This is a genomic window from Massilia sp. LMS1-1-1.1 (assembly GCF_040815535.1).
Classification (GTDB): Bacteria; Pseudomonadota; Gammaproteobacteria; order Burkholderiales; family Burkholderiaceae_D; genus Janthinobacterium; species Janthinobacterium aestuarii.
This window is the reverse complement of the sequence record NZ_JBFPNG010000067.1, coordinates 143321-155735: the sequence shown is the minus strand read 5'-3', so window position 1 is coordinate 155735 and position 12415 is coordinate 143321. Positions and strand designations below refer to the sequence as shown.

At 62.4% G+C, this 12415-nt stretch carries 12 protein-coding genes; 11 read left to right on the top strand and 1 reads right to left on the bottom strand.

Translation table 11 applies throughout. The features are described from left to right. Nucleotides 1-3 precede the first annotated feature (3 nt). From MRBLMS1_RS29735 to MRBLMS1_RS29725, 3 genes are all read left to right on the top strand, one after another. A complete protein-coding gene (locus MRBLMS1_RS29735; RefSeq protein ID WP_485884016.1) occupies nucleotides 4-1218 on the top strand; it encodes an MFS transporter in 1215 nt (404 codons plus the stop codon). Beyond that, entirely contained in the window at nucleotides 1218-1343 is a 126-nt protein-coding gene (locus MRBLMS1_RS29730; RefSeq protein WP_268991989.1) for a hypothetical protein, read from the top strand. The genes MRBLMS1_RS29735 and MRBLMS1_RS29730 overlap by 1 nt, the downstream gene beginning before the upstream one ends. A 150-nt stretch (nucleotides 1344-1493) precedes the next feature. Beyond that, complete coding sequence (locus MRBLMS1_RS29725; RefSeq protein WP_485884014.1) at nucleotides 1494-1985, top strand: REP-associated tyrosine transposase; 492 nt, start codon at nucleotides 1494-1496, stop codon at nucleotides 1983-1985. Between the two features lie 61 nt (nucleotides 1986-2046). Here MRBLMS1_RS29725 and recG read toward each other — a convergent pair whose 3' ends face one another. Then, nucleotides 2047-4149, bottom strand: coding sequence for an ATP-dependent DNA helicase RecG (recG, locus tag MRBLMS1_RS29720; protein ID WP_485884012.1), 2103 nt, complete (start codon nucleotides 4147-4149; stop codon nucleotides 2047-2049). A 178-nt stretch (nucleotides 4150-4327) separates the two neighbouring features. On the opposite strand from recG, the gene queA reads away from it, so the two are divergent. The 8 genes from queA to MRBLMS1_RS29680 all read left to right on the top strand — a co-directional run bounded on the left by queA (nucleotide 4328) and on the right by MRBLMS1_RS29680 (nucleotide 12353). After that, nucleotides 4328-5383, top strand: a complete 1056-nt coding sequence (gene queA, locus MRBLMS1_RS29715) for a tRNA preQ1(34) S-adenosylmethionine ribosyltransferase-isomerase QueA (RefSeq protein ID WP_485884010.1) — start codon at nucleotides 4328-4330, stop codon at nucleotides 5381-5383. A gap of 1 nt (nucleotide 5384) precedes the next feature. Further along, on the top strand, nucleotides 5385-6524 hold the full coding sequence (gene tgt, locus MRBLMS1_RS29710) for a tRNA guanosine(34) transglycosylase Tgt (protein WP_230518263.1): 1140 nt from the start codon (nucleotides 5385-5387) through the stop codon (nucleotides 6522-6524). 196 nt (nucleotides 6525-6720) lie between these two features. After that, nucleotides 6721-7053, top strand: a complete 333-nt coding sequence (gene yajC, locus MRBLMS1_RS29705) for a preprotein translocase subunit YajC (protein ID WP_034745505.1) — start codon at nucleotides 6721-6723, stop codon at nucleotides 7051-7053. 96 nt (nucleotides 7054-7149) lie between these two features. Then, nucleotides 7150-9015, top strand: a complete 1866-nt coding sequence (gene secD, locus MRBLMS1_RS29700; protein WP_034745508.1) for a protein translocase subunit SecD — start codon at nucleotides 7150-7152, stop codon at nucleotides 9013-9015. Nucleotides 9016-9105: 90 nt separating this feature from the next. Continuing rightward, the gene (gene secF, locus MRBLMS1_RS29695) at nucleotides 9106-10128 is read left to right on the top strand and encodes a protein translocase subunit SecF (RefSeq protein WP_128141647.1); all 1023 of its coding nucleotides are present in this window, start codon (nucleotides 9106-9108) and stop codon (nucleotides 10126-10128) included. 76 nt (nucleotides 10129-10204) lie between these two features. Further along, a complete protein-coding gene (locus MRBLMS1_RS29690) occupies nucleotides 10205-10954 on the top strand; it encodes a hypothetical protein (RefSeq protein WP_485884006.1) in 750 nt (249 codons plus the stop codon). Continuing rightward, complete coding sequence (locus tag MRBLMS1_RS29685; protein ID WP_034745516.1) at nucleotides 10951-11652, top strand: helix-turn-helix transcriptional regulator; 702 nt, start codon at nucleotides 10951-10953, stop codon at nucleotides 11650-11652. Before MRBLMS1_RS29690 ends, MRBLMS1_RS29685 begins: the two co-directional genes overlap by 4 nt. Before the next feature lie 74 nt (nucleotides 11653-11726). Continuing rightward, entirely contained in the window at nucleotides 11727-12353 is a 627-nt protein-coding gene (locus MRBLMS1_RS29680) for a glutathione S-transferase family protein (RefSeq protein WP_485884003.1), read from the top strand. Nucleotides 12354-12415: the final 62 nt, after the last annotated feature.

Below are 12415 nucleotides of genomic sequence, written 5' to 3'. Positions count from 1 at the left end.
CCCATGACATTGCACTCATCCCGTCCCAGCCTGAAAACTGTCCTCATCGCCAGTGGCGTCGTCCTGACCCTGGCGATGGGCGTGCGCCACGGCCTGGGCTTCTGGATGCAGCCGATTTCGCAAGCGAATGGCTGGACGCGCGAAACGTATTCGCTGGCGCTGGCCATGCAAAACCTGATGTGGGGTATCTTCGGCCCGTTCGCCGGCATGGCGGCCGACCGTTTCGGCACCATGCGCGTCGTCATCGTCGGCGCCATCAGCTACATGGCGGGCCTCGTGTGGATGGCGCTCGTGACGCAGCCCACCCTGTTCATCGTCGGTTCCGGCATCTTCATCGGCCTGGCGCTGGCCTGCACCGCCTTTGGCGCCATCAGCGGCATCATCGGCCGCAGCGCGCCGCCCGAACAGCGCTCATGGGCCTTCGGCATTTCGTCGGCTGCCGGCTCGTTCGGCCAGTTCCTCATGATGCCCGTGGAGCAGCAGCTGATCTCCGCCGTGGGCTGGCAAAACGCCTTTTATGTGCTGGCAGCGCTGGTGCTGCTGGCCATGATCCCGATGGCCTTCTACCTGCGCGAGCCGCCCGTCTCGCACGCGAGCGGCCCGCAGCAAAGCGTGGGCGCCGCCTTCAGCGAAGCCATCGCCAGCCGCTCGTTCTGGCTGCTGTTGGCCGGGTATTTTGTCTGCGGTTTCCAGCTGGTCTTCATCGGCGTGCACTTGCCGGCCTACCTGAAGGACCAGGGTCTGATGAACCCGAACGTCGCCGTCACGGCGCTGGCCCTGATCGGCCTGTTCAACATCGTCGGCTCCTACTATGCGGGCAAACTCGGCGGCAAGATCGCCAAGCGCTACCTGCTGTCGGCCATCTACGTGACGCGCGCCGTGGTCATCACCGCGTTCCTGCTGGCGCCATTGTCGGCATGGTCCGTGTACCTGTTCGCCGCCGGCATGGGCGTGCTGTGGCTGTCGACCGTACCGCTGACGAACGGCATCATCGCCGGCATCTTCGGTGTGAAGCATCTGTCGATGCTGGCGGGGATGGTGTTCTTCTCGCACCAAGTGGGCAGTTTCCTCGGCGCGTGGCTGGGCGGCTATCTGTACGAGCACCAGGGCAGTTACCACATCGTGTGGATGATCACCATCGGCCTGGGCTTGCTGGCCGCGCTGATCAACCTGCCCATCGACGAACGCGCCGTCAAGCGCGTGGCGGTGGCCGCGTAATGGCCAACTGGCGCACATGGCTGTGGCGCCTGGCTGGCGCTGCGCTGCTGGCCATCGTCTTCCTCGCCTACCTGCGGCCCGACTTCATGCTGGACCTGGCGAACCGCTTCTGGATGTGCATGTAGGCTGCGCGGGCGCAAGGCGGTTTATGAAAGACCGGATTACGCTGGAAGTCGGATTACGCTACGCTAATCCGACCTACCCGACCTACCATTTGCAAATTTGCGTAGGTCGGATTAGGCCGCAAGGCCGTAATCCGACAACACCTTGAAACCATGCGGTACCGGCGCGCATCCCAGCCAGGCGGCAGCTTTTTCTTCACGGTGGTGACTGCCCATCGCCGCCCCGTTTTTTCTTCGGCAACAGCCGTGGACTTGCTGCGTGACGCATTCAGCGCCGTGCGGCATCAACGGTCGTTCGCTATTGATGCTATCGTCATCCTGCCCGATCACCTGCACTGCATCTGGACCCTGCCTGAAGCCGATGCCGATTTCATGACGCGCTGGCGCTTGATCAAGACGTGGTTCAGCAAGCGCTGCGATCTTGAAAATGTCTGGCAGCAGCGGTATTGGGAGCATGTCTTGCGCGATGAGCGCGACTTCGCAAACCACGTCGATTACATCCATTACAACCCCGTCAAGCATGACCTTGTGAGCAAAGTCATCGATTGGCCGTATTCCAGTTTTCACCGGTATGTAAAGCAGGGATGGTGTGCCTCGGATTGGGGCGGGGATGGTGTGGATGTGGCGGGTGTTGGGCGGGAGTGAGGAGCGCTAACAATGTTGTCGGATTAGCGCAAAGCGCGTAATCCGACATGCAATGCAAGACCTACACCTTCAAAAATTCCTCTTTCCCACCCAGCCAGCGCGCCAAGTGCGCTTCCACGGTGGCTGCGGCGGCGGCCGTGGTGGCGTGCAGCAGGTCGTGTGCCACGTCGCGGGCCTGGTCGACCAGCCATTGATCCGTTTCCAGGTCGGCGAAGCGCAGCATGGCCTGGCCGGACTGGCGTGCGCCAAGAAACTCCCCGGGCCCGCGGATTTCCAGGTCGCGGCGCGCGATTTCAAAACCGTCCGTCGTTTCGCGCATGGTCATCAAGCGCTGGCGCGCCACGCCGCCCAAGGGGCCCTGATACAGCAGCAGGCAGACGCTGGCCGCCGAGCCGCGGCCCACGCGCCCGCGCAGCTGGTGCAGCTGCGACAAGCCGAAGCGCTCGGCGTGCTCGATCACCATCAGCGAGGCGTTCGGTACGTCGACGCCCACCTCGATGACGGTGGTGGCCACGAGCACGTGGATATGGCCGGCGATGAAGGCGTCCATCACTTCCTGCTTTTCGGCCGGTTTCAAACGGCCGTGCACGAGGCCCACCTGCAGCGCGGGCAGGGCTTCGGCCAGCATCATGTAGGTGTCGGTGGCCGTCTGCAGCTGCAGCGCTTCCGATTCCTCGATCAGCGGGCAGACCCAGTACACCTGCCGGCCTTCCAGTGCGGCCGCATACACGCGGGCGATGACTTCGTCGCGCCGGTTCTGGTCGATGGCGCGCGTGACGATGGGGCTGCGCCCTGGCGGCAGCTCGTCGATCACCGACACTTCCAGGTCGGCGTAATAGGTCATGGCCAAGGTGCGCGGGATCGGCGTGGCCGACATCATCAGCTGGTGCGGCACGGCCGCGCTGTCGCCCTTGTTGCGCAGGGTCAGGCGCTGGCCCACGCCGAAGCGGTGCTGCTCGTCGACGATGACCAGGCCCAGTTTGGCAAACAGCACGTTATCCTGGATCAGCGCATGCGTGCCGATCACCAGCTGCGCTTCGCCCGATTCGATCAGGGCCAGCGCGGCCGTCTTTTCCTTTTTCTTCAGGCTGCCCGTCAGCCACGCCACCTTGACGCCCAGCGGCTCCATCCAGGCGGCGATCTTGCGGAAGTGCTGCTCGGCGAGGATCTCCGTGGGCGCCATCAGCGCGGCCTGGTAGCCGCTGTCGATCGCTTGCGTGGCCGATAACGCCGCCACCACCGTCTTGCCGCTGCCGACGTCGCCCTGCAGCAGGCGCTGCATTGGATACGGCTGGCGCAGGTCGGCGCGGATTTCCTCGAGCACGCGCGCCTGTGCGCCCGTCAGCTTGAAGGGCAGGGCGGCGCCGAAGGCGTTCGATAAAGTGCCGACGATGGGCAAGGACGCGGCGCCCTTCGAGCGGCGCGCGCGCTGGGCGCGTTTCAGCGACAGCTGCTGCGCCAGCAGCTCATCGAACTTCATGCGCACCCAGGCCGGGTGCGAGCGGTCCATCAGCGCGCTTTCATCGATGTCCTGCGGCGGGTAGTGCAGCAGGTGCACGGCGGCGCGGAATGGTGACAGCTGCATCTCGCGCAGCAGCTGGTCCGGCAAGGTGTCCTGCCAGTCGATGCGGCGCATGGCGTCGGCGATTTCGCGCCGCAGCACGTGCTGCGACAGGCCTTCGCCGGACGGATACACGGGCGTGAGCGCCGTGGGCAGGGGCGCTCCCTCGTTGACCACTTTATACGTCGGATGCACCATCTCGGCGCCGAAAAAGCCGTGTTTGAGTTCGGCGCGCGCGCGTACCCGCGTGCCTTCGGCCAGCTGCTTGACCTGGCTACCGTAGAAATTCATGAAGCGCAGCAGCAAATTGCCCGTTTCGTCGGCGATCGTCACCAGCAGCTGCTTGCGCGGCTTGAAATTGACTTCGCATTTGGTGACGACACCCTCGACTTGCCACGACTCGCCGCCGCGCAGGCAGGCGTCGCGTATCGTGTAGACCTTGGTTTCGTCCTCGTAGCGCATCGGCAGGTGCAGCACCAGGTCCATGTCCGTGCGCAAGCCCAGTTTGGCCAGCCGGCTTTCCGTGCTGACCACTTTTTTGACGGCTTTCGGCTTGGTGGCCGGCTTGGCTGCGGGTGGAAGATCGGGCTTGGGTTCGGACATATCGGAGATTTTTGTGCCGCTAGCGTAAAATAGAGGGTTGTCCGGCACACCCTGTGCGTACCGCAGTCGTAAATTGTTGCGGCGGATTATTGTAATGCCTGTATAGGCGCACAGTATAGTGCCAGATGTTCCATTGCGCACTCCTAATCATTTTTGACGTACTTTTGAAGCAAAACGCATGTATTCGCTTTCCGATTTCGATTTTAATTTGCCGCAAGAAAACATTGCGCAAACTCCGTTGGCCGAGCGCAGCGCCTCGCGCCTGTTGCATCTGGACGGCGAGACCCTGGTCGACCGCCAGTTCGCCGACATCGTCGGGCTGTTGCAGGCGGGCGACCTGCTGGTGATGAACGACACGCGCGTGCTGAAAGCGCGCTTCTTTGGCGTCAAGGAAAGCGGCGGCAAGATCGAGGCACTGGTCGAGCGTGTGCTCGATGATCGCACCGTGCTGGCCCAGGTGCGTGCGTCGAAGTCGCCGCCACCCGGCTGCCGCATCCGCCTGGCCGACGCCTTTGATGTGACGGTCGGCCAGCGCGCCGGCGAATTCTTTACCTTGCACTTCGAGGCCGACGTGTTCGAGCTGATCGAGGCGCATGGCCGGCTGCCGTTGCCGCCGTACATCGAACACGATGCGGATGCATTCGACGAGACGCGCTACCAGACCGTGTTCAACAAGGTGCCTGGCGCTGTCGCCGCACCGACGGCCGGCCTGCATTTCGACCAGGCCCTGCTCGATCAATTGAAGGCCAAGGGCGTCAATTTTGCCTATGTGACCCTGCACGTGGGCGCGGGCACCTTCCAGCCCGTGCGTACCGAGGTGCTGGCCGAACACAAGATGCATACCGAGTGGTACACCATGCCGCAGGAAACCGTCGACGCCGTGCGTGCCGCCCAACTTGCCGGACGCGACGTGGTCGCCGTCGGCACGACGAGCCTGCGCGCGCTGGAGTCTGCCTCGCAAAGCGGCCAGCTGGTGGCGGGCAGCGCCGATACGGCCCTGTTCATCACGCCCGGCTATGCGTTTAAAACGGTGACGCGTTTGATCACCAACTTCCATTTGCCGAAGTCGACCCTGCTGATGCTGGTGTCGGCCTTTGCCGGCTATGCGCCGATCCGCAGCGCCTACGCGCATGCGATTGCGCAGAATTACCGTTTCTTCAGCTATGGCGATGCGATGCTGCTCACCACGCAATCGCGCGCTGCGCTGAACCTTGATACCCCCGTGAAAGACTGACATGCTGGAATTTACATTACTCAAGACCGACACGAGCGGCCTGACCAAGGCACGCCGCGGCACCTTGAAACTCAACCATGGCGTCGTGCAGACGCCGATCTTCATGCCAGTGGGCACTTACGGCTCCGTGAAAGCCATGTCGCCGCTGGAACTCAAGGAGATCGACGCGCAGATCATTCTGGGTAACACGTTTCACCTGTGGTTGCGTCCAGGTAACACCGTCATGGAGAAATTCGGCGGCTTGCATGGTTTCATGGGCTGGAACAAGCCGATCCTGACGGATTCGGGTGGTTTTCAGGTGTTTTCGCTGGGCGCCATGCGCAAGATCACGGAAGAGGGCGTGCATTTCAATTCGCCCATCAACGGCGATAAATTGTTCCTGTCGCCGGAAGTATCGATGCAGGTGCAGCGCGTCTTGAATTCCGACATTGTCATGCAGTTCGACGAATGCACGCCGTACGAAATTCAGGGCCGTCCGGCCACCATCGAGGAAGCGGCCAAGTCCATGCGCATGTCCTTGCGCTGGGCGCAGCGCTCGAAGGATGAGTTCCACCGCGGCGAAAACCCGAATGCGCTGTTCGGCATCGTGCAGGGCGGCATGTTCGAAATGCTGCGCGACGAGTCCTTGGCCAAGCTGGAAGAGATCGATTTCCCCGGCATCGCCATCGGCGGCCTGTCCGTCGGCGAGCCGAAGGAAGACATGATGCGCATGCTGGCCCACGTGGGCCCGCGCCTGCCGGCCAACAAGCCCCATTACCTGATGGGCGTGGGCACGCCGGAAGATCTGGTGGCCGGTGTGTCGAACGGCATCGACATGTTCGACTGCGTCATGCCGACGCGTAACGCCCGCAATGGCTGGCTGTTCACCCGTTTTGGCGACATCAAGATCAAGAACGCCAAGTACAAGGAAGACCAGGCGCCGCTGGACGAGACCTGCAGCTGCTACGCCTGCCGCAATTTCTCGCGCGCCTACCTGCACCATTTGCACCGTTCCAAGGAAATCCTCGGTGCGCGTTTGAATACCATCCACAACCTGCATTACTACCTGGACCTGATGCGCCAGATGCGCGAAGCGCTGGACGAAGACCGTTTCCACGCGTTTACCCTGCAATTCCACGCGGAACGCGCACGCGGAACTTAAGAAAACCTTATCTGGCACCCTGGCCGCAGCATGGTCGGAAGTTTTGTGTATTGGTGCTTGGACTGGGGCGATAAAGCATTGCATAATGCCTTTTTAGCCCCATTTGAAGCTGCCATGCCTGCAATTGGAGGCTTGGCGGATTGCCAATGCTAGAATACAGCGCTATTTTTTCAAACTGATTAGAACTGGAGTCACCGTGTTTTTCATTTCCAACGCTTATGCGCAAGCCCCAACCGACGCCCTGGGCCTCGGCGGCAACCTGACCAGCTTCCTGCCGCTGGTATTGATGTTCGTGGTCATGTATTTCCTGATGATCCGCCCACAGCAAAAACGCGCCAAAGAACAACGGGCGATGATGGACGCGCTGGCCAAGGGTGACGAAGTCGTCACCGCCGGCGGCATGCTGGGCCGTGTTGTCAAGGTAGTGGACGCTTACGTCACCATCGAAGTGGCGACTGGCACCGAAATCACGGTGCAAAAGAGCTCCATCACCACCTTGCTGCCTAAAGGCACCCTGAAGGCGCTGTAATTCCTCGCTGTCATTGCCAAAGCAATGATTGAATGGGGCGGCTACCCGCCGCCCCTCGCGACGCCTCCGACGCTCAACACTGAACGCTGAATCAATATGAATCGCTATCCTGCCTGGAAATACATCATCATCGTCGTCGCCTTATTGCTGGGCGCACTCTACACGGCGCCCAACTATTTCGGTGAATCACCGGCGCTGCAAGTAACCAGCGGCAAGTCGACCGTCAAAGTGACGGGCGAGCTGATGACGCAAGTCGAGCAAATATTGACGAAAGAGAACGTCAAGTCGGAAGGTGTCACCATGGATGGCGCCGGCAACCTCGCCTCCGTGCGCGTGCGTTTCGCCGATCCCGATACCCAGTTCAAGGCGAAACTGGTGCTGGAAAAAGACCTGAACACCGATGCCAGCGATCCTGCGTACATCGTGACGGTCAATCTGCAAGCCAATACCCCATTGTGGATGCAAAAATTGCATGCCTTGCCCATGTTCCTGGGCCTGGACTTGCGCGGTGGCGTGCACTTCCTGATGCAGGTCGATGCGAAAGCCGTACTGAACAAGAAAGTCCAGGGCGTCCAGTCCGCCGCGCGTAGCGTGTTGCGCGACAAGAATATCCGCCACGCCGGCATCGAGCGCGTGGGCGACAGCGTGCAAATCAACTTCCGCGACGCGGAAACGCGCGTGAAAGCTAAAAATGTCCTGTCCGACCAGATGACGGAACTGGCGTTCGCCGATGCGGGCGAAGGCAGCGATTTGAAACTGAACATCACCCTGAAGCCGGCGGCCCTGAAAGCCACCATCGATGAAGGCGTGAAACAGAATATCTCCACCCTGTCCAAACGCGTCAACGAGCTGGGCGTGGCCGAGCCACTGATCCAGCAGCAAGGTCCTGACCGCATCGTGGTGCAATTGCCTGGCGTGCAGGACGTGGCCCGCGCGAAAGCCATCATCGGCCGCACGGCGACCCTGGAAGTGCGCCTGGTCGATGAAAGCATCGTGCCTGGCACCGAACTGTCGAGCGCTATCCCGTTCAATTCGGAACTGTTCACCGTCGGCAAGGGCGTACCTGTCGTGCTGGCGAAAGACGTGATCCTGACGGGCGACTATATCTCCAGCGCCACGGCCAGCTTTGACCAGAACCAGCAAGCGGCCGTATCGATCGACCTGAACGGCGACGGCGGCCGCAAGATGCGCGAAGCGACGCGCGAACGCGTGGGCAAGCGCATGGCCATCGTGCTGTTTGAAAAGGGCAAGCCGGAAGTGCTGTCGGTTGCCACCATCCAGCAGGAACTCGGTTCGCGCTTTCAGATCACCGGCATGGGCGGCGCGGAAAACGCGAACGAACTGGCGCTGCTGCTGCGCTCGGGCGCCCTGTCGGCACCGATGACCGTCATCGAAGAACGCACGATCGGACCGCAACTGGGCGCGGAAAACATCGCCAAGGGCTTCCACTCGACCTTGTACGGCTTCATCGCCATCGCCGTCTTCATGATCGCCTACTACATGCTGTTCGGCGCCTTCAGCGTGCTGGCACTGGCCACCAACCTGCTGTTGCTGGTCGGCTTGCTGTCGATGATCCAGGTGACGTTGACCTTGCCAGGTATCGCCGCTATCGCGCTGGCGCTGGGTATGGCGATTGACGCCAACGTGCTGATCAATGAACGTATCCGTGAAGAGCTGCGCGCCGGCAATACGCCGCAAGCGGCGATCGCCGCCGGCTTCGACCGCGCCTGGGCCACGATTCTCGACTCGAACGTGACGACCCTGATCGTCGGCCTGGCGCTGCTGGCCTTCGGCAGCGGTCCTGTGCGCGGCTTCGCTGTTGTGCATTGCCTGGGTATTCTGACCTCGATGTTCTCCTCCGTGTTCGTCTCGCGCGGCGTGGTCAACCTCTGGTATGGCCGCAAGAAAAAGCTGACGACCTTGTCGATCGGTACGGTGTGGGTGCCGGGCACCAGCAAATAAGCGACGGCCCCGACTCACCCAATAGCGTCAACAGCGATCGCGTCCGGTGGCACAGCCGCCGGACGCACAGAATAGAACTCAGAGGATTTCATGGAATTTTTCCGGATCAAAAAAGATATTCCCTTCATGCGCCATGCGTTGATTTTCAACGTGATTTCGGCCGTGACCTTCCTTGCCGCCGTCTTCTTCCTGGTGCACAAGGGCTTGCACCTGTCCGTCGAATTCAAGGGCGGCACGCTGATGGAGGTGAAATACCCGAAGGCGGCCAATCTTGAAGGCATACGCGGCACCCTGATCAAGATGGGCTATGAAGAGCCGGGCGTGACCAGCTTCGACACGGCGCGCGACGTGATGATCCGCCTGCCGGTGGAAAATGGCGTCAGCGCCGCCAACACCTCGCAGCGCGTGTTTGAAGCCTTGTGCAAGGCCGAGCAAGGCTCGACCAAGGCCATCGACACCGTCACCGACAAGGGTGAGCATGTGCTCAAGAGCGCCTGCATGGATGCTGCCGGCAGCGAAGCGGTCGTCTTGCAGAAAGTTGAATTCGTCGGCCCGCAAGTGGGCGAGGAACTGGCGCAGAATGGCTTGAACGCGCTGGTGGTGGTGATTATCGGCGTGATGATCTACCTGGCCATCCGCTTCGAATGGAAATACGCTGTCTCGGCCATTATCGCCAACTTGCATGACGTGGTCATCATCCTGGGCTTCTTCGCCTTCTTCGAGTGGGAATTCTCGCTGACGGTACTGGCGGCCATCCTGGCGGTGCTCGGTTATTCCGTCAACGAATCGGTGGTGATCTTTGACCGTATCCGCGAAAACTTCCGCAAGCAGCGCAAGGCGACCGTGCATGAAGTGATCGACAGCGCGATTACCAGCACCATTTCGCGTACCATCATCACCCACGGCTCGACCCAGATGATGGTGCTGTCGATGCTGATCTTCGGCGGCCAGACCCTGCACCACTTCGCACTGGCGCTGACCATCGGTATCTGCTTCGGTATTTACTCGTCCGTGTTCGTCGCGGCCTCGATCGCCATGTGGCTGGGCGTCAAGCGCGAAGACTTGATCAAGCCGGTCAAGGAAAAAGACGAAACCGACGGCGCCGTGGTGTAAGCGCAGGTTTTTTTGCAGTTTGAATGAAAGAACGATCACCGTTTGCGGTGGTCGTTTTTTTTTGTAACGGATGACGATGAAGCGTTTTTTATGGGTAGGCCTGATGGCGGGCGTGACGGCGCTGGCCGGCGCCGCCGATTTCAGCCGTGCCGATGCCGGCAGCATCGCCATGCGCGGCCCGATTGCCGAGGGCGACGTGGACAAGCTGCGGCTGCTGGCTACGCCGGGCACCACGCTGTTGCGCGTCAATAGCGATGCAGGCGATCCGCAGGCGGCGATGCAGCTGGGCCGCTATCTGCGCCAGCAGCAATGGCGTCTCGCCATCGACACGCTGTGCGCCGGCAGCTGCGCCCTGTATGTGTTCCCGGCCGCGCGGCATAAAAGCATACCCGACGGCGCCGTGCTGGCACTGCAGGAGTCGGCGTTCCTGCGCGCGCAGGTCGACAGGGCGCAGATGCGCCGCATCCTGCTTGAAGCGGGTGTGGCGGCCGAGGATCTGAACGATGAAACGGTGGCGCTGGCGGCCCGGTTGGCAGAGACGGCGGCGCAGGAAGCGGCGTTTGCCGCGGAGCTGGGTATCGCCCCCGCCTTTTACCGCGACTTCCGGCAAGTGGCGGCGCAGGCCGATAGCGTGCGCCGGCGCTTTCCCGACCAGGAAGCGGCCGTCTACTGGTGGCCGGCTGCCGCCCGCCTGCAGCGCTGCTACGGCATCGCTGGCGTGGAGGAGGGGACGCGCGTTGCGCGCATGCTGCCCGACGGCTATCTGTATGTGCCGGCCCTGTCGGCCCTCGTCATGGGCGACCAGGCTTTGCAGGCTTGTCCATGAGCCGCAGCGGCCGTTTGTTCCTGCTGATGGACGCCATGCGCGCCAAGCGCGTGCCCGTTACGGCGGCCCAGCTGGCGCAGCAGCTCGGCGTTTCTGAGCGCACGATTTACCGCGATATCCAGACCCTGGCCGAACTGGGCGCGCCCCTGCAGGGCGAAGCAGGCATCGGCTATGTGCTGCGCCGCGGCGCCTTTTTGCCGCCGCTGATGTTTGGCGCCGATGAATTGGAGGCGCTGGTGCTGGGGGCGCGCTGGGTGCGCCGGCAGGGCGATGCGGGCCTGGCGCAGGCGGCCAGCAATGCCCTGGCCAAGATCGCGGCCGCCTCGCCGCGCGACCTGCGCGACAGCATGGCCGAGACCAGCTTGTGGGTGCCGCTGGGGCGTCCCGCCGATGGCACGCAGCCGGCCGACCGTTACGTGCAGCCCGTGCGCGAGGCGATCCGCTACGAACAGAAGCTCACGCTCGCCTATCAGGATGAGCATGGCAGCGCCACCTCGCGCACGGTGTGGCCGTTCGCCCTGGCTTTTTTCGAAGGCAAGCGCCTGCTGGCCGCCTGGTGCGAACTGCGCGGCGATTACCGGCATTTCCGCATCGACCGCATCGCCGACGTGCGGCAGCATGCGGAGCGCTATCCCACGCGGCGCCATGTGCTGCTCGATGCCTGGCGCAAAGCGCACGAGATTGACCCGGAATCCTGATATCCGCTCCTGACAAAAACTGTCAGTGACGGCGACTACGATGGTGGCTTCTTCACTCACCGGAGCCATCCATCATGCGCCTGTACCACCACCCCATGTCTTCGAATGCCCGCCGTGCCCTGATGACGGCGATCCACCTCGGCCTGCCTCTGGAACTGGCCGAAGTCGACCTGATGAATGCGGACGACCGCCGCCGCCTGGTCGAACTGAACCCGAACGGCAAAGTGCCCGTGCTGGCCGATGGCGATTTCCTGCTGTGGGAATCGTGCGCCATCATGCAATACCTGGCCGAGCAGGTGCCGGGCCAGACGATCTATCCGCAGGCGCCGCAAGCGCGCGCCGACGTCAACCGCTGGCTGTTCTGGGCCGCGCAGCACTTTGCGCCCGCCATCAGCGTGCTGGCCTGGGAACGCGCCTGGAAAGGCATGACGGGCAATGGTCCCGCTGACCCGCAGGAAGAGGCGCGCGGCGAGCACGAACTGCATGCCTGCGCCGTGGTGCTGGACGCGCACCTGGCGCAGCGTGACTGGCTCTGCGGCGATGCTCTGAGCCTGGCCGAGTTCGCCGTCGCCGCGCCGCTGATGTACAGCGAGGCCGTGCGCTTGCCACTGGCGCAGTACCAGCACATCCAGGCGTGGTTTGCCCGCGTGCGGCAACTGCGCGCCTGGCAGGAAACGGACGTGGAATTGGTGCCGGGATAATCTGCGCGCTAAGTGAACCAGCGCACGGAGCCGGCGCTGCGCACCGCATAAGATAGGGCTGT

What these genes read in the sequence shown, in the direction of transcription:
- MRBLMS1_RS29730 (WP_268991989.1), top strand. Translation starts at nt 1,218, where the DNA reads ATGGCCAACTGGCGCACATGGCTGTGGCGCCTGGCTGGCGCTGCGCTG.
- MRBLMS1_RS29685 (WP_034745516.1), top strand. Translation starts at nt 10,951, where the DNA reads ATGAGCCGCAGCGGCCGTTTGTTCCTGCTGATGGACGCCATGCGCGCC.
- recG (WP_485884012.1), bottom strand. Translation starts at nt 4,149, where the DNA reads ATGTCCGAACCCAAGCCCGATCTTCCACCCGCAGCCAAGCCGGCCACC.
- MRBLMS1_RS29680 (WP_485884003.1), top strand. Translation starts at nt 11,727, where the DNA reads ATGCGCCTGTACCACCACCCCATGTCTTCGAATGCCCGCCGTGCCCTG.
- MRBLMS1_RS29735 (WP_485884016.1), top strand. Translation starts at nt 4, where the DNA reads ATGACATTGCACTCATCCCGTCCCAGCCTGAAAACTGTCCTCATCGCC.
- tgt (WP_230518263.1), top strand. Translation starts at nt 5,385, where the DNA reads ATGCTGGAATTTACATTACTCAAGACCGACACGAGCGGCCTGACCAAG.
- MRBLMS1_RS29725 (WP_485884014.1), top strand. Translation starts at nt 1,494, where the DNA reads ATGCGGTACCGGCGCGCATCCCAGCCAGGCGGCAGCTTTTTCTTCACG.
- queA (WP_485884010.1), top strand. Translation starts at nt 4,328, where the DNA reads ATGTATTCGCTTTCCGATTTCGATTTTAATTTGCCGCAAGAAAACATT.
- secD (WP_034745508.1), top strand. Translation starts at nt 7,150, where the DNA reads ATGAATCGCTATCCTGCCTGGAAATACATCATCATCGTCGTCGCCTTA.
- secF (WP_128141647.1), top strand. Translation starts at nt 9,106, where the DNA reads ATGGAATTTTTCCGGATCAAAAAAGATATTCCCTTCATGCGCCATGCG.
- MRBLMS1_RS29690 (WP_485884006.1), top strand. Translation starts at nt 10,205, where the DNA reads ATGAAGCGTTTTTTATGGGTAGGCCTGATGGCGGGCGTGACGGCGCTG.